Here is a 16,967-nt window from a genome sequence, read left to right as displayed (position 1 = left end):
ACGCAGAGACTACTTAATTTCCCGACGCCATGGAGGATAACTCCCTGTTCCTAGGGGAGGCCGGATTACTGATCTCTTGTACTTTTAAGGATTTGCCATGAAGAAACTTGTCGCGGAACTCGTTGGTACGTTCTGGCTCGTCTTTTGTGTTTGCGGGGCAGCGCTCCTTGCCGCCGGCTTTCCCGAGGTGGGCATCGGACATCTCGGGGTCGCCCTCGCGGTTGGCCTGGCCGTCATGACGATGGCCTATGCCGTGGGTCCGGTCTCGGGCGGACATTTCAATCCTGCCGTCTCCGTGGGCATGGTCATCGGGGGGGAGACTGCCGGTCTCGGAGCTTCCCGGCTACATTCTGGCCCAGGTGTGCGGCGCTGTGCTGGCTGCCGGTGTGATCTACTTCATCGCCTCCGTGGCTCCGGCGTTTCAGGCCGGTAATTTCGCATCGAACGGATACGGGCCGCTCTCTCCGGGCGGATATTCGCTTGCGGCTGCGGTCACGATCGAAATCGTAATGACCGCCTTCTTCGTCTTCATCATCCTGGCGACGACCTCGGACAAGTCCACCTCAGCGTTTGCCCCGATCGCCATCGGACTGGCGCTTACGCTCGTCCACCTCGTCGCCATTCCCGTTACGAATGCGTCGGTAAACCCCGCCCGCTCGACCGGAACGGCACTCTTTTCGGACAGCGGAGCGCTTGAACAATTGTGGGTCTTCTGGACGGCTCCGTTGATCGGCGGAACTCTCGGGGCGGCCCTGCATCGGATCGTGCAGGGCAAGGCGGCGTCTGAACCGCAAACCGCCGACGCAAAGGCCGCGGCAGGCCGCAAGTACAGCGGCCGCGGCGCAAACGGCGGTGACCGCAGGAAGTGATACGCGGTAGGAAGTATGCTCCGCCAGGCATGGCAAAGGGCCACTGCCGCTGCCGGCGGTGGCCCTTTCTGCACAAATCAAGGATGGCTGCGAGCGGACCGGAGGGCAGGTCCCTGCCCTGCCCTCGGCTGGCCGAGATCAGGCGTCGTAATCGACGTCCTTCGTTTCAGGGCCCAGCAACAGCGCTATCAGCGTCAGCACGGCCGAAATGGCAAGGTAGACGCCGACCCAGAAGGGGCCGCCGCCGCCGTAGCGCCAAAGGGCCACGGCGATGAACGGAGCCACGGCAGCGCCGATGATTGACGACACGTTGTAGGAGATGCCGGAGCCCGTGTAACGAACGTTGGCCGGGAACAGCTCGGGCAGCAGCGCCCCCATCGGCCCGAAGGTGACGCCCATGAGGCCGAAGCCGATCACCAGCCACGCGATGACGCCGGGCTCGCCGAGCGACAGGAGCGGAACCCAGGTGAGGCCGTAGACGAAGATCAGCGCCGTGATGAGGATCAGAAACCGGCGGCGACCCCAGCGGTCGGCCCACGGGCCGGAGAACAGCGTGAAGATGCCGAAGAAGACCGCGCCGAACACCATCATCCACACGAAGGTGGTGTAGTCATAGCCGAGCCCGGGCACGGCGGCCGTCGTGGGCGCGGTTCCGTAGCTGAGAGAGAAGGCCGTGATCAGATAGAACAGCACGTAGGTGGCGAGCATGTAGAAGGTGCCGAGCACCAGCTCCCAGCCATACTGTTTGATCACGTTGCCAAGCGGCAGGCGCACGACCTTCTTCTGGTTGATGACATTGTTGAAGGCCCGGCTTTCCACCAGGTTCAGGCGAACCCAAAGGCCGATGATCACCATGACGGCGGAGAAGATGAACGGAATGCGCCAGCCCCAGGTCAGGAACTCTTCCGACGGACGGCCGGGGTTGTCCGAAGGCAGCCAGGCCGCGATCAGCAAAAACAGCGAATTGGCAAGAATGAAGCCGAGGGGCGCGCCGAGCTGCGGGAACGTGCCGAACACTGCACGCTTGCCCGCGGGGGCGTTCTCGGTCGCGACGAGCGCGGCACCGCTCCACTCACCGCCAAGCGCAAAACCCTGGGCAAGGCGCATGACGACCAGAAGCAGCGGCGCCAGCCAGCCGACCATGGCATAGGTGGGCAGAAGGCCGATCAGGAAGGTGGCGACACCCATGGTCAGCAGCGCGCCCACGAGCGTGAACTTGCGCCCCTTCTTGTCGCCGAGATGACCGAAATAGATGGCACCGAGCGGGCGGGCAATCATGGCCGCGCCAAACACGGCAAAGGACGCTAACAGCGCCGTCGTCGGATCGCCGGAAGGAAAGAACAGATGCGGGAACACAAGTACAGCGGCGGTCGCATAGACATAGAAGTCATAAAACTCCACCGTGGTCCCGATAAGACTGGCAACAAGAACGCGCAGCGTAGAATTTGCCGGAGCCGTCTGCGAACTAAACGGCTCAGACGCGGAATACATGTCTTGAGAACTCATTCAAATTCACCTGGTGACGCGGGGGGAAGCGCAGCTGAGGGCGCCTGTCACCCGCCATATATTAAGCATCAACATTACTTGCCAACAAAATTAAATCACCAAGCCACACACACCGCCGGGAAACCGGCGGCATTGCAGCCTGGCAGGCGGGATTCAGTTTCCCAAACACCGCCTGACGGGAAAACAAAAATTCTTCATATGCTTTCAAAGAAACACACTATTATCGTAACGCTCCCTGTTTGGAATTTTATTGCGCGATCACGTCACTGCAATAAGAAGCGCAGTCCTTCCTTTCCGCAATTCTCCCTTGCAAATACGCCGTTTCTTGGCATCGCCCCCCACATCACGGCAGGGCTTGCCACAACCTCCGTCGGACAACCGCACCTGCAGGTCGCGCCCGGACCAACGATCGGGCGGCAGCCGCCGAAAACACAGGGCCGGCTTGCGCCGGCCCCCCAAAATCCATTTCGATGCTCTCAAGGCAAGTTCTGAACCGTCCTCTCCTCAGCACACGCCAATCGGCGGAGATCCCGGCTTTCCGTACAAGCCGGAAAGCCGTCCGTTCACCTCTTCCCGTCAAGCGGAGAGAGCCGCCTTGACCGCCTCGATGGCCGCGGAGGCATTGGCGCCATCCGGGCCGCCCGCCTGGGCCATGTCCGGCCGGCCGCCGCCGCCCTTGCCGCCGATGGCGGCGGAGGCGGCGCGGACCAGATCCACGGCGTTGAAACGGCCTGTAAGATCATCCGTCACGCCGACGACGACGCTCGCCTTGCGGTCCTCGGAGACGCCAACGAAGGCGACCACACCCGAGCCGACGGTGCGCTTGCCCTCATCGGCGAGCGGCTTCAGGTCCTTCGGCGCGATGCCTTCGACCACGCGGCCAATGAAGGAGACACCATTCACTGTTTCCTTACCGTCAGTGGATCCGCCGGAAGCGCCGCCGCCGAGGGCGAGCTTGCGCTTGGCCTCGCTCAGTTCGCGCTCAAGCTTCTTGCGTTCCTCGACCAGCGCCTCGAGGCGGGACACGACTTCCGCCGGGGTGACCTTGAGGATGGCAGCCGCCTGCTTCAGGCGGGCTTCCTGCTCCTCCAGATACTGGCGGGCAGCGTCGCCCGTCAGCGCCTCGATGCGGCGGACGCCGGCGGCGACCGCGCCTTCCGACACGATATGGACGAGGCCGATGTCGCCGGTGGAGCGGACATGGGTGCCGCCGCAGAGCTCCATCGAGAAGGTCTTGCCGGCCTTTTCGCCCTGAGTAGCCACGCCCATGGAGACCACGCGAACCTCGTCGCCGTATTTCTCGCCAAACAGCGCCATGGCGCCCTCGGCAATCGCGTCGTCCACCGACATCAGACGGGTGGTGACCGGAGCGTTCTGCAGCACCACCTCGTTGGCAATCGCCTCGATCCGGGCCAGCTCCTCGTCGGAAATCGGCTTCGGATGCGAGAAGTCGAAGCGCAGGCGGTCGGGCGCGACGAGCGAACCCTTCTGGGCCACATGGGTGCCGAGCACCTCACGCAGGGACTCATGCAGAAGATGGGTGGCCGAATGGTTGGCGCGAATCTTGGTGCGACGCGCGCTGTCGACCCTCAGCGCAACCGGCTGGCCGACGCGAACCTTGCCCTTCGCGACCTGGCCGAAATGAACGAACAGGCCCTCGCCGCGCTTCTGCGTGTTCTCGACTTCAATCGCGAAGCCTTCGCCCTCGATCACGCCGGTGTCACCGACCTGACCGCCGGACTCGCCATAGAACGGGGTCTGGTTCGTGATGACGGCGACAGCCTCGCCCTCGCCCGCCTCGTCAACCATAGCGCCATCGCGCACGAGCGCGGCGATGACACCTTCAGCCTCCTCGGTCTCATACCCGAGGAACTCGGTCGCGCCGACCTTGTCCTTGACGGCGAACCAGATCGCCTCGGTGGCCGCCTCGCCGGATCCGGCCCAGCTCGCGCGGGCCTCGGCCTTCTGGCGCTCCATGGCGGCGTTGAAGCCGTCGAGGTCGACGGAAATCTGGCGCTGGCGCAGGGCATCCTGCGTCAGGTCGAGCGGGAAGCCGTAGGTGTCGTAAAGCTTGAAGGCCGTCTCGCCGTCGAGCTGGTCGCCCGCCTTGAGGGAAGCCGTCGCTTCGGCCAGCAGGGTCAGGCCGCGCGACAGCGTCTTGCGGAACCGTGTCTCCTCGAGCTTGAGCGTCTCGGTGATCAGGGCCTCGCCGCGCACGAGCTCCGGATAGGCCTGCCCCATCTCGCGCACGAGCGCCGGGACCAGGCGCCACATCAGCGGCTCCTCGGCGCCCAGCAGCTGGGCATGGCGCATGGCGCGGCGCATGATGCGGCGGAGCACGTAGCCGCGGCCCTCGTTCGACGGCAGAACGCCATCGACGATCAGAAAGCTCGCCGAACGCAGGTGGTCGGCGATGACCTTGTGGCTGGCAGCACGCTCGCCCTTGGCCTCGACGCCGGTCGCCTCGACCGAGGCGCGGATCAGGTTGCGGAAGAGATCGATGTCGTAGTTGTCATGCACGCCCTGCAGGACCGCGGCAATGCGCTCGAGGCCCATGCCTGTGTCGATGGACGGGCGCGGCAGCGGAATGCGCTCCTCGGGCGAGATCTGCTCGAACTGCATGAACACGAGGTTCCAGATCTCGATGAAGCGGTCGCCGTCCTCATCGGGGCTTCCGGGCGGGCCGCCGGGGATGTGCTCGCCGTGGTCGTAGAAGATCTCCGAGCACGGGCCGCAGGGGCCAGTGTCGCCCATCGCCCAGAAGTTGTCGCTTGTCGGGATGCGGATGATGCGGTCGTCGCTCAGGCCGGCAATCTTCTTCCAGTAGGAGGCAGCGTCGTCATCCGTGTGATAAACGGTGACGAGCAGGCGCTTGGGATCGAGGCCGAATTCCTTCGTGACGAGGTTCCAGGCAAGCTCGATCGCCGTCTCCTTGAAATAGTCGCCGAAGGAGAAGTTGCCGAGCATCTCGAAAAAGGTGTGATGGCGGGCGGTGTAGCCGACATTGTCGAGGTCGTTGTGCTTGCCGCCCGCGCGCACGCACTTCTGCGCCGTCGTGGCCCGGGTGTAGGGACGGGTCTCAAGGCCGGTGAAGACGTTCTTGAACTGAACCATACCGGCGTTGGTGAACATCAGCGTCGGATCGTTCTTCGGTACCAGTGAACTGGACGGAACGACCTCGTGTCCATTCTTCCGGAAAAAGTCGAGAAATGCCGACCGGATCTCGTTGACGCTACTCATGCTTTGCCTTTGCAAGAAACCCGCCTGCCAGTGCGGAATATAAGACCGCAGCCTTGTAGCGTCAGCAAGCGGCTCTGTCCAGAAAGCTCAAATGCAGCGCGGCAATCTATTTCGGATTTCCCAAAGGGAGCTTATCTCAAGTCCTCCAGAGGAGGCGGATCAACGGCCCGGCATGGCGAGACCGCGGCCACGGCCGGGTCAATTCCGTTCAAGACGCCCTCGCCGAGGCATCCGTGCCGACAGCCCTCAATCAGGCGCCAGCGGCTCACGGCAGGCCCGCGATCAGACGCCGGAAGCCATGTGGCAGGCCCTCAAACAGACGTCGGAGACGCACCGCCCCCAGCCTCACCTTCGACAGGGCATCGCAGCCCCGCCCCCCCCAGAACAGAAGAACCGAGCCAACGCCCGACCGGCACGGCAAGCCGCCGCTCAGGCGACGTACGCTAATCCGGCGCGCTCCTTCAACAGACACACCCGCGGACATGCCGCGATGCGCGCCTCTCTGTGACTTGGAAACCCCGGAACCAGCGGCCGGAGGGCCTGGAAATCCGGAGACCAGGGACCGGGCCAGTCCGGGCAGCGGGAGGACCGAGCCGCCCGCCAACCGGCATCAGTCGGCGGCGTCGAACTCGTCGCCGCGACCGTTGTCGAGGAACTGATCGGCGATCAGGCCGGCATTCTGGCGCAGGATGGTCTCGATCTCGTTGGCAACCTCGGGATTGTCCTTCAGGAACTGCTTGGCGTTCTCCCTGCCCTGGCCGAGACGCTGGGAGTTATAGGAGAACCAGGCACCAGACTTCTCGATGACGCCGGCCTTCACGCCGAGGTCGATGAGCTCGCCGGTCTTGGAGACGCCCTCGCCATACATGATGTCGAACTCGACCTGCTTGAAGGGCGGGGCCAGCTTGTTCTTGACCACCTTGACGCGGGTCTGGTTGCCGACAGCCTCGTCCCTGTCCTTCACCGAACCAATACGGCGGATGTCGAGACGGACGGAGGCGTAGAACTTGAGAGCGTTGCCGCCCGTGGTCGTCTCGGGCGAACCGAACATCACGCCGATCTTCATGCGGATCTGGTTGATGAAGATCACCATGGTCTTGGAGCGCGAGATCGAGGCGGTGAGCTTGCGCAGCGCCTGGCTCATCAGGCGGGCCTGCATGCCCGGCAGGGCATCGCCCATGTCACCCTCGATTTCGGCGCGCGGCGTCAGGGCCGCCACGGAGTCCACCACGATCACGTCCAGCGCGCCGGAACGCACCAGCGTGTCACAGATCTCCAGCGCCTGTTCGCCGGTGTCAGGCTGCGAGATCAGCAGGTTCTCGAGATCGACGCCGAGCTTGCGGGCATAGACCGGATCGAGCGCATGTTCGGCATCGATGAAGCCGCAGATACCGCCCTTCTTCTGCGCTTCCGCAATGGTGTGCAGCGCCAGGGTGGTCTTGCCGGAACTTTCCGGACCGTAGATCTCGATGATGCGGCCGCGCGGAAGACCGCCCACGCCCAGAGCAATGTCGAGGCCCAGCGAGCCGGTCGAAATGGTCTCGATCTCAACCTTCTCGTTGCCGGCAAGGCGCATAATCGAACCTTTGCCGAAAGCCCTCTCGATCTGCGAAAGAGCCGCGTCCAATGCCTTAGTCTTGTCCACTGCGTGATCCTCTACAAGCCTCAACGTCGTCTGAGCCATGATACAACACCCTTCTCAGGTCAATGGGCGCGATGCCTAGTGCTTTCAGATTGAATTATCTGTACACCTTTTGTTCCGCTTTGGCAATGCAGTTTATCTTATTGGTTTGAAATATAAATCAAAGTTTGTTCCACATTTGTACCGAAGGCAAAAATTTTCAGGAGCTTAGCCGTTTCGGGGGTGGGAACGCGATCGCCGGCAGGAACAATGGAACGCGCCGAGAGAAGCGCGCCGCAAGCAAACATGTGCCCAAACCGAGCCGCAAAAACACGAATGCCGGCGGTGCGCCGGCATTCGCGATAACAGACAGCGAAGCGGTCCGGCGTCGGAGAAAGCCGAACCGCTCCCGAAGGATCAGCGCAGAGGCTGCAGACGAATCTCCACGCGGCGGTTCTGGGCACGGCCCTCGGCCGTCGCGTTGGAGGCGATCGGCTGATCCGGCCCCATGCCGAAAATCTGGAAGCGGCGCGGATCGGTGCCCTGGGCGACCAGGTAGTCGGCCACGGAGGCAGCGCGGCGGCGCGAAAGATCCATGTTGTGCTGGTAGCTGCCGGTGGAATCGGTGTGGCCGTAGACGTCGATCAACGTCTGGTTGAAGCGCTTCAGCACCAGCGCGACCGAGTTAAGCGTGCCGTAGAAGGCCGGCTGGATGGAGGCAGAATCGGTGGTAAACGTGATGTTGGACGGCATGTTGAGGAAGATGTAGTCGCCCTGACGCGTCACGCTCACGCCGGTTCCCTGGAGCTGGGCACGCAGTTCCGCCTCCTGGCGGTCCATGTATGCGCCGATCGCGCCGCCAGCGAGGGCGCCGACGCCTGCACCGATCAGAGCATTGCGGCGGTCATCGCCACCGGCGAGAAGACCCAGGCCCGCGCCGGCCAGCGCGCCAAGCGCGGCTCCGCCAGCGGTATTGGAAATCTTCTGGTCGCCCGTGTAGGGGTCAGTGGTACAGCCAGCCAGCAATCCGCCAACGATGGCCGCGACGACAACTTTCTTCAACATATAGAGGGTCCTCTCCTGGTCAGTGCACGATTTCCTCAAGCTGCGACTCATAGTGGATGGTCGTCCCGCGATTTCCTAGTAACAAAAATGTGGCAAACTACGGTAACTGCAGGCATCTTGCCCAGAAATTAATCCAGAGGACTCGCGGCAAGCCGTACTAGTGGACCAGGGCTCTCACATGGAAGCAGCATCAACCCCTCCCCGCAGGCGAATCGAACTTGTCGACTGCGCCCGCGGGCTCGCCCTGGTGGCGATGGCCGTTTACCATTTCACCTGGGACCTCGACTTCTTCGGCTATATCGAGCCGGGAAGCTCGGTCACCGGCGGCTGGCGCATCTTCGCCCGCTGCATCGCCATATCCTTCCTGTTCATCGTCGGCGTGAGCCTCTATCTGGGCAACGGCCACGGCATCCGGTGGAAGTCGTATTGGCGCAGGCTGGCAATGATCACGGCGGCGGCGCTTGCCGTCACCGCGGCGACGATCGTGGTTACGCCAGGCGCCTTCATCTTCTTCGGCATCCTGCATCACATCGCCGTTGCGAGCCTGCTGGGGCTCCTGTTCCTGCGGCTGCATTGGGCCGTGATCATCCTGTCCGGGATCATCGCGGTGGTGCTGCCGCATGTCGCGACGAGCGCCGCGTTCAACCATCCGGTGCTCTGGTGGATCGGCCTGTCGACGGAGGTTGCGCCATCGACGGATTTCGTGCCTCTATTTCCGATGTTCGGCGCCGTGCTGTTCGGCATCGGCGCGGCGAAGGTTTCGGAGCGGACCGGGTTGACGGAGCGCCTTTCGGCGCTCACCTGGCCGGAGCGTATTCCGCTTCTAGGCTTCTTCGGAAAGCACAGCCTGGCCTTCTACCTGCTGCACCAGCCGGTGTTGATCTCGATCGTGTGGGTGTTCGCCCAGGTGCTGCCCCCACCGCCCCCGGACCAGGGCGCGCTGTTCCTCAGCGCCTGCAACGTGGAGTGCGTCGCCTTCCGCGAGGAGCCGTTCTGCAATGCCTATTGTAGCTGCCTGCTCGACAAGGCGAAGGCCAACAAGCTTGCTGACCAGCTGTTCGGGCCGGACGAGGCAACGACCGAGCGGCTGCGCGGACTTGCCAACACGTGCCTGATCGAGAACACTCCGGGTGAAGGACTTGCGCCGGCTGAAGGATCACGTTCCGGAGAGAGCGACGACAGCCAGTAAGAACGAGCGGGAGGGGACAGCATGCCGTCACAACAGAGCAACAGGAAAAGCAAGCCGAAGCCCGCAGCGCCCGCGACCTCGACCGGCCAGACGGCCCCGTCCTCATTTCCGTGGCCGCCGCTGCTCTACATCGGGGCAATCGCGCTTGCGGTGATGCTGTCCTGGCAGATCCCCTCGCCCTGGTTCGGCAGGCCGCTGTCAGACATCCTGTTCGCGCTGGGCTGGCTGATGATTGTCGCGGTGGCCGCTCTCTACGTGGGCTCCTTCCGGGCGCTGCAGCGGGCGGGAACGACGATCCGGCCCGACCGCGCGGCGTCCCACCTCGTGACGAACGGCCCGTTCGCGATCAGCCGGCACCCGATCTATCTGGCCAACACCATGCTGATGTTTGCGCTCTGCTTTGTCTCGGGAAACCCGTGGTACATCGTGACGGGTCTGGTCGCGGCCTTCCTCACCACGAAACTCGCCATCGAGCCGGAGGAACGGCATCTCGAAGTGCAGTTCGGCAAGGCGTACCGGGATTACAAGAAAAGGGTCCGGCGGTGGATTTGAGAACGGTTCGGGCGGACGAAGCGTCTCCACCTTCATCGTGAACCTGTCCCAAGCATGAAGGGCAACACCGAAGGTTGTCGAGGCGGCCCCGTGGTTCGACGCCCCCCATGAGGCCGCCAAGAGCTCATGGTGTGAGGGGGGGGGGGAAGGAACGGGGTCAGGTCTTGACGCCGAGCTCCGCCAAACGCTCGACGCAGAGTTCCTCGGCTTCGTCGAGCTCCTGCAGAAGATCCTCGAGATCGCGGCGCCTCTGCCGCAGCTCCTGGCGGACACGCTCGATCTCGGCCAGGAGGTCGCCCAGCGCAGCGGACTGGTCCGGCAAAGGACGGTAGATGGCGAGAAGCCGGCTGATCTCCTCGACCGAGAAGCCCACCTTGCGGGCCCGCAGGATGCGGCGCACCAGCTGGCGGTCTGAATGGCTGTAGAGGCGCGTGCGCCCCCGCCGCACCGGCTTGATCAGGCCCTCGTCCTCATAGAATCGCAGCGTGCGCGTCGAAATGCCGAACTCGCGGGTCAATTCGGTAATGGTGTAATACTCATCAATCATATGCGGAGCCTCTCGGGGCCAAACTCCTGATACTTTACGCAGGTGTCAACGTAAGAATACGGAAGCACCCGGCCCGCGCCGCGACTGCGAAAGCGGAGCCATTCCGGCTTGCCACCGCGAATTCACGTCCGTTTACCGGCGGGAAAGATCCGATGCGCCACAAAAAGCACATAGACCGCGCCGATGACCACACCGCCAAACGGGTGGAACGAACACGTTTCCTGTTCAAGAAATGAACGGAACCGGAACGCGTTTTGGCTTTGCCAGACTTTTCGTGGCAACATTCCGGGTGATTCGCGAGGCAGAATTACTTTATGGACGATAGCAACGACCTTTTCACCGGGCTACCTCTGACGGGAGGGGCCAGACAGTCGGTTCTCCAGACTCCCGAGCGCCAGCCGGCGGCTCGCGCCAATGGCGCGCGCGACGCATCCGACAGCTACAGTGCGGCAGACATCGAGGTTCTCGAGGGCCTGGAGCCGGTCCGGCGCCGGCCGGGCATGTATATCGGCGGTACTGACGAAAAGGCGCTGCACCACCTCTTCGCGGAAGTCATCGACAACTCGATGGATGAGGCCGTGGCGGGCCACGCCACGTTCATCGAGGTGGAGCTCGATGCCGACGGATTTCTGACCGTGACCGACAACGGCCGCGGCATTCCGGTCGATCCGCATCCGAAGTTCAAGGACAAGTCCGCGCTCGAGGTCATCATGACCACGCTGCATGCGGGCGGCAAGTTCGACTCCAAGGCCTATGAGACCTCGGGCGGTCTGCACGGCGTGGGCGTGTCGGTGGTCAATGCCCTGTCGGAGCTTCTGGAGGTGGAGGTCGCGCGCGGCCGCAAGCTTTACCGCCAGCGTTTCTCGCGCGGCAAGCCGCTCGGCCCGGTCGAACAGCTGGGCGACGTCCACAACCGCCGCGGTACGCGCGTGCGCTTCAAGCCGGACGCGGAAATTTTCGGCGCCCATGCGAAGTTCGATCCCGCCACGATCTACCGCATGGCCCGCTCGAAGGCGTATCTGTTCGGCGGCGTGGAAGTGCGCTGGAGCTGCGATCCGTCGCTGCTCGGCGAAAAGAGCAAGGTGCCCGAAAAGGCGACCTTCCATTTCCCCGGCGGCCTCAAGGACTTCCTGGAAGCTTCCATCGAGGGCGAATTCCGCGTCACGCAGGAGATCTTCGCCGGCCGCACGGAAAAGCAGAGCGGCCACGGGGCGGTGGAATGGGCCATCACGTGGTACGGCGGCGAGCCGTTTCTCAACTCCTACTGTAACACGATCCCGACGCCTGAAGGCGGGACGCACGAGATGGGTCTGCGCGTTGCCCTGCTCAAGGGCCTGCGCAACTATGCGGAGCTGACCGGCAACAAGCGCGGGTCGGTGATCACAGCGGAAGACGTGATGATCTCCGCCGCGGGCATGCTGTCCGTATTCGTCCGCGAGCCCGAGTTCGTGGGCCAGACGAAGGACAAGCTGGCGACAGCGGCCGCCACGCGCATCGTCGAGAACGCCATCCGCGACCCGTTCGACCATTGGCTGACCAGTAATCCGGCGGAAGCCAACAAGCTGCTCGACTGGGTCATCCAGCGGGCGGACGAGCGCATGCGCCGCCGGCAGGAGAAGGAAGTCAGCCGCAAGACGGCGATCCAGAAGCTACGGCTTCCGGGCAAGCTGGCCGACTGTTCGGCCACGGCAGCGGCCGGCGCAGAAATCTTCATCGTGGAGGGTGACTCGGCTGGCGGCTCGGCCAAGCAGGCGCGCAACCGCGTCAACCAGGCGGTGCTGCCGCTGCGCGGCAAGATCCTCAACGTGGCAAGCGCCGGATCGGGCAAGCTCGCCGCCAACCAGACGATCACCGACCTCATCCAGGCGCTCGGCTGCGGCACGCGCAACAAGTACCGCGAGGAAGACCTGCGTTACGAGCGTGTGATCATCATGACCGACGCGGACGTGGACGGCGCACACATCGCCTCGCTGCTCATCACCTTCTTCTATCAGGAGATGCCGCAGCTCATCCAGAACGGGCACCTCTTCCTGGCGGTCCCGCCGCTCTACCGCATCAGCCAGGGCGGCAAGACCATGTATGCCCGCGACGATGCCCACAAGGAAGAGCTTCTCAGGACCGAGTTCAATGGCCGCGGCAAGGTAGAAGTCAGCCGGTTCAAGGGTCTTGGCGAGATGATGCCCGCCCAGCTCAAGGAAACGACCATGGACCCGCGCAACCGCACGCTGCTGCGCGTGGAGGTGATCGAGTCGCCGGAAACCACGAAGGAAACCGTCGAGGCGCTGATGGGTACCAAGGCGGAGGCCCGCTTCCGCTTCATCCAGGAGAACGCCGAGTTCGCGGAAGATCTGGACATCTAGTCTTGTTTCTTTGAGGCATTGCGGACCGACCTTGTGGTTCGACGAGCTTACCCTGGGGGGCAGATGAGCGCGTCATGAGGGTTCGGCGGGCTCACCATGAAGCCGGTCCGCCATTCGCTTCATTGCCGCCTCTCTTGCTTCGCGTGTCGAAGCATGGAAGCGCCGTTGAAGCTCAACCCTCCCCGCCGCTCGCATAGGCTGCATATTGGGCCGCGAAGGCGCGCTGGTAGGCGGGACGCGTCGTCCCGCGGACCGCATAGTCCGCGAGCGTGGGGTAGTCATCGAGGATGCCCATCCCCTCGAGCCGGCGGAGAACGGTCACCATCAGCAGGTCACCGGCCGCAAAGCGATCCTCAAGCCAGTCGCCTTCGCCCAGCCACGCGGCGAGCTCATCCAGACGCTTGCGGATCGCCTTCTCCATAAGCGGGCGGCGCCCGGCATGCCAAGCGCGGTCACCTTCCAGAAGCGTGGTCTGTTCCAGTTCGACAATCGGCGGCTCGACCGTGTTGAGCGCGGCGAACATCCAGGACAACGCTCTAGCCCGATTGTCCGGATCGCTTGGAAGAAGCCCCGGAAAGCGGCTTGCGATGTGCAGGACAATGGCGCCGCTTTCAAACAGGACGAGATCGCCCTCCTGATAGACCGGGATCTGCCCGAAGGGATGCAGCGCGCGGTATTCCGGCTCGCGCATTTCGGCGAAGGTGACGAGGCGCACGCGATAGGGCTGCCCCACCTCTTCCAGGGCCCAGCGGACGCGCATATCTCGGGCCAGGCCCCTCCCCTGATCAGGCGAGTTGCGGAAGGCCGTGATGGTAATGCTCATGGTCCGTCTCCTCCCTTGTCCTCTTGAAGACGGACAAAGGGGACCCAATCCTACCGCATTGCTCAGGAAGGGAATGAGGCAGAGCGGACGGAATACCGCCCGCTCGCACGGGTCAGGCCGCGGCGAGCGCCCAGGCCTGGTTGCGGGCGTACTTGCGCATCTCTTCCAGATGGATCCGGCGCAGGAGCGACGCGAGCGCGGCCCTCTCCTGCTCGCCACCCTCGACGCTTTCTTCGAGGGCATTGAGCATGACCCGCGAGATTTCCAGAGGGCCGGCCACTTTCCGCCCGGCATCGACCTCGCGGCAGAGCAGAAGTGCGGCCAGAATGGGTTCATGCGTCACCGGACGCAACCCGGCCTGGCGGAGCAGGCCCAGCAGTGCGCGGCGGCTGCCAGCCTGGAACAGGCCCGCCAGACGGACCTCCGGGATGCCGGTCACGGCGCTCATGGCCGCGACGAAGAAGCCGGTCCGGCCGAAGGCGACCATGCGCACGAGAAGCGAGGATGTGAGCTCACCGTTCTCCCGCATGCGCGCCGCCAGCGCAGTCTGCTCGCTCTGGCGCAGGTTCTCGACCAGCGTCACGGACGCCTCGGTTCGCGCATTGGCGACGGCGGCCCTGGCTCCGTCCTCGCCGAGGACGCCCACGACGAGGGGCGAAGCGCCCAGCGCCTCGCTCGCAAGCTTCAAGAGAAGATGGCGGCAGCACGGCGAGAGCGAACCGTTCTTGAGCAGAAGGGAGCGCATCGTGCCGTCGCGCCCATGACGCTCGATGATGCGGCGCATGCTGATATCAGGGATGTGGACATCCTTGCGGCTCGCAAGCACCGCACAGGCCTTCATGCTGCCGATCTCGGCGATGGTGGCGATCACGCGCGGCGAGAGATCCATGCGGGAGGCGATCAGGACCTGGATCTCGGCGCGTCCCGACTGCGTCAGGAGCCCTACCAGATCGCTGTCCGTCAGAAGCGGCGAATGAAGGATGACGGGAGCGGCAACCTCCCGCTGGTCGGCGGCAAGCGCCACGACGATGTCGACCGGCGCCTTCCCGCTCATGCAGAGCCCGTCGCTGAGCGCCATCCGCACCTTGGGCGACGGATCGTCCAGCAGAATGGTCATGGCCGCATGGGCGGCCGCCTTCTGCTCGTCGTTCAGCTCTCGCTGGACGTAGGTCCGCGCCAGCGCCGCCGCGGCGGCGATCCGTTCAGGTACCCTTGCGGTTTCTTTCCACTGAAGAAAGTTCGCGATTACACTCACGCTCGTCCAAGCCCCAGCTTACCCATGGGCCAATATAGAGCGAAATCGTATACGAAGAGTTTACCTTAATGCCCGGTTACTCCGGTCGCTGCGCAGGCACGACAGCGGGGGCGCCGAGCCCGGAAGGCAGATGCGCCTGCCCTTTCCGGACAGGCGCTTGCTCGGCCGGCCGGCTGGTTCCGGCAGCAAGGGAACGGCGCGGCAACGGCCGTCACGTGGCCTGTTCGGCCTTCCACGGGCCCGCGTATTCGGATACCAGCGCGCGAATGTCCGGACGCGGACGGTCCGGCGTGTTGCGAGGATGGCTGCCGATGTGGACGAAGCCGATCACCCGCTCATGCGGGGCAAGGCCCAGGATCCGTCGGCCTTCCTCGAGGTCCGAGTACCAGTTGGTGATGAGATTCGTGCCGTAGCCGAGGGCATTGGCCGCGTGGATGAGATTGAGGGCCACCATGCCGCCGGACAGGAACATCTCCCACTCGGGGACCTTGATGCTTTCCTTCGGGCTCGAGATCACGCCAACGACCAGCGACGCGCGGGAGAAGCGTGTGAACTCCTGTTCGCGGCGGGCGTCGGACAACGGCCCTTCCCTCCGCTCGGCAAGCTCTGCGAGCATCCGGCCAACCTCGACGCGACTGTCGCCGCGGTAGATGATGAAGCGCCAGGGCGCCAGCTGGCCATGGTCAGGAACGCGCGTGGCCACACGAAGAATTGTCTCCAGCTCCGCGTCGCTCGGCGCCGGATCCTTCAGCTCGTGAATCGGTGCAGAACGACGGGCGAGCAGGAACTCGATTACTGAATGATACACCGTATACCTTTCGCATCTGTGGGGGAAATGGAGCCTTGAAATTGCCACCACCTTGCGGTTCAAAGCAAGCATGACGACTTCAGCACGCACTTTCATCGCGGCAGTCATGGCCGCCTGTCTCTGGCTCGCGCCAATGATGGCAGCGGCACAGGAAGATACCGACACGGTTCCACCGATAGAGATGATACCGGGCGCGCCGGCGGCGACCGGCTATGCGCCGCTCGATCTCGGTCCGCTGTCGCAGGAGGCGCTGCGCGGGAATCTCACGCTTTCCGCGAAGCTCAGCGAGGACGGCGACGTGATCCCCACGGGTCTGATCTGGCGCGTCTTCTCCACGGAACCCGATGACTCGGGAAAACTCGTGCTGCTGGCGTCGGCCGAAGGCGGGACGAGCACGTTCGATCTCAAGCCAGGCGTCTATCTCGTCCATGCAGCCTACGGGCGCGCGGGCGCCACCAAGCGCATCCGCCTGGGCAACGAACCCAAGCAAGAGCAATTCATCCTCGACGCGGGCGGACTGAAGCTCAATGCGGTGATCGCCGGAGGCGGACGGATCCCCCCGGATCAGCTGCGCTTTTCCATCTATGAGGGAAGCGCCGAAAACGGCAGCGACCGCCCGTTGATCGTGCCGGACGTGGAGCCCAACAAGATCGTGCGGCTCAATGCGGGCACCTATCACGTGGTTTCCACCTATGGAAACGTGAACGCCGTGGTGCGCTCCGACATTCGCGTGGACGCAAACGAGCTGATCGAGGCGACGGTCGAGCACCGCGCGGCGCAGCTGACGCTCAAGCTCGTCCGCGAGCCCGGCGGCGAAGCGCTCGCGGATACGGCCTGGTCGGTGCTCAACGAAAGCGGTGAGACTGTGCGCGAGTCTGTCGGCGCTTTCGCGTCCATGGTGCTCGCGGAAGGGCAATACACGGTGATCGCCAAGAACCGCAACCGTCTCTACCAGAAGGACCTGACTGTCATCCCGGGCGACAACCAGGACGTGGAACTCCTGCCGCAGGACCTGATCTCCGCGCCTGACGAGGACGATGACCTCGAGGATTTCGACTGAAGGCGGCGCCGCCGCAACATCGCAACCATGAAAAAGGGCCGGCGTGGACCGGCCCTTCGTGCATTTGATCCC

At 63.9% G+C, this 16,967-nt stretch carries 12 protein-coding genes and 1 pseudogene; 5 read left to right on the top strand and 8 right to left on the bottom strand.

The window, feature by feature from the left end:
• Positions 1 to 97: 97 nt before the first annotated feature.
• Positions 98 to 869: pseudogene (gene aqpZ / locus ABD906_RS02650) on the top strand (aquaporin Z).
• Between the two features lie 138 nt (positions 870 to 1,007).
• Here aqpZ and ABD906_RS02645 read toward each other — a convergent pair.
• The 4 genes from ABD906_RS02645 to ABD906_RS02630 form a co-directional block, all read right to left on the bottom strand.
• Positions 1,008 to 2,360, bottom strand: a complete 1,353-nt coding sequence (locus ABD906_RS02645; RefSeq protein ID WP_345098291.1) for an MFS transporter — start codon at positions 2,358 to 2,360, stop codon at positions 1,008 to 1,010.
• 591 nt (positions 2,361 to 2,951) lie between these two features.
• Entirely contained in the window at positions 2,952 to 5,615 is a 2,664-nt protein-coding gene (gene alaS / locus ABD906_RS02640) for an alanine--tRNA ligase (protein ID WP_345098070.1), read from the bottom strand.
• A gap of 610 nt (positions 5,616 to 6,225) precedes the next feature.
• Positions 6,226 to 7,299 (bottom strand): recombinase RecA, encoded by a 1,074-nt coding sequence (gene recA / locus ABD906_RS02635; RefSeq protein ID WP_345098069.1) that lies wholly within the window; start codon positions 7,297 to 7,299, stop codon positions 6,226 to 6,228.
• A 354-nt stretch (positions 7,300 to 7,653) separates the two neighbouring features.
• Complete coding sequence (locus tag ABD906_RS02630; protein ID WP_345098068.1) at positions 7,654 to 8,301, bottom strand: YiaD family glycine zipper/OmpA-like lipoprotein; 648 nt, start codon at positions 8,299 to 8,301, stop codon at positions 7,654 to 7,656.
• Positions 8,302 to 8,479: 178 nt separating this feature from the next.
• On the opposite strand from ABD906_RS02630, the gene ABD906_RS02625 reads away from it, so the two are divergent.
• A complete protein-coding gene (locus ABD906_RS02625) occupies positions 8,480 to 9,490 on the top strand; it encodes an acetyltransferase domain-containing protein (protein WP_345098067.1) in 1,011 nt (336 codons plus the stop codon).
• 21 nt (positions 9,491 to 9,511) lie between these two features.
• Positions 9,512 to 10,042, top strand: a complete 531-nt coding sequence (locus ABD906_RS02620; RefSeq protein WP_345098066.1) for a methyltransferase family protein — start codon at positions 9,512 to 9,514, stop codon at positions 10,040 to 10,042.
• A 157-nt stretch (positions 10,043 to 10,199) separates the two neighbouring features.
• Here ABD906_RS02620 and ABD906_RS02615 read toward each other — a convergent pair whose 3' ends face one another.
• Positions 10,200 to 10,586, bottom strand: a complete 387-nt coding sequence (locus ABD906_RS02615; RefSeq protein ID WP_345098290.1) for a MerR family transcriptional regulator — start codon at positions 10,584 to 10,586, stop codon at positions 10,200 to 10,202.
• A 317-nt stretch (positions 10,587 to 10,903) separates the two neighbouring features.
• On the opposite strand from ABD906_RS02615, the gene parE reads away from it, so the two are divergent.
• On the top strand, positions 10,904 to 12,949 hold the full coding sequence (parE, locus tag ABD906_RS02610; RefSeq protein ID WP_345098065.1) for a DNA topoisomerase IV subunit B: 2,046 nt from the start codon (positions 10,904 to 10,906) through the stop codon (positions 12,947 to 12,949).
• Between the two features lie 172 nt (positions 12,950 to 13,121).
• Here the strand turns inward: parE and ABD906_RS02605 are convergent, their stop codons facing one another.
• The 3 genes from ABD906_RS02605 to ABD906_RS02595 all read right to left on the bottom strand — a co-directional run bounded on the left by ABD906_RS02605 (position 13,122) and on the right by ABD906_RS02595 (position 15,835).
• Positions 13,122 to 13,772: a glutathione S-transferase family protein gene (locus tag ABD906_RS02605; RefSeq protein ID WP_345098064.1), complete on the bottom strand. Its 651-nt coding sequence runs from the start codon at positions 13,770 to 13,772 to the stop codon at positions 13,122 to 13,124.
• Between the two features lie 112 nt (positions 13,773 to 13,884).
• Positions 13,885 to 15,027, bottom strand: coding sequence for a DUF2336 domain-containing protein (locus ABD906_RS02600; RefSeq protein ID WP_345098063.1), 1,143 nt, complete (start codon positions 15,025 to 15,027; stop codon positions 13,885 to 13,887).
• A 211-nt stretch (positions 15,028 to 15,238) separates the two neighbouring features.
• On the bottom strand, positions 15,239 to 15,835 hold the full coding sequence (locus ABD906_RS02595; RefSeq protein WP_345098062.1) for a nitroreductase family protein: 597 nt from the start codon (positions 15,833 to 15,835) through the stop codon (positions 15,239 to 15,241).
• A gap of 70 nt (positions 15,836 to 15,905) precedes the next feature.
• Between ABD906_RS02595 and ABD906_RS02590 the strand changes: the two genes are divergently transcribed.
• A complete protein-coding gene (locus ABD906_RS02590) occupies positions 15,906 to 16,895 on the top strand; it encodes a hypothetical protein (protein WP_345098061.1) in 990 nt (329 codons plus the stop codon).
• The last annotated feature ends 72 nt before the right edge of the window (positions 16,896 to 16,967 follow it).

This window comes from Chelativorans composti (genome assembly GCF_039541695.1).
GTDB classification, from domain to species: domain Bacteria; phylum Pseudomonadota; class Alphaproteobacteria; order Rhizobiales; family Rhizobiaceae; genus Chelativorans; species Chelativorans composti.
Note: the sequence above shows the minus strand (reverse complement) of the source record. Positions and strands in the feature narration are given on the sequence as shown.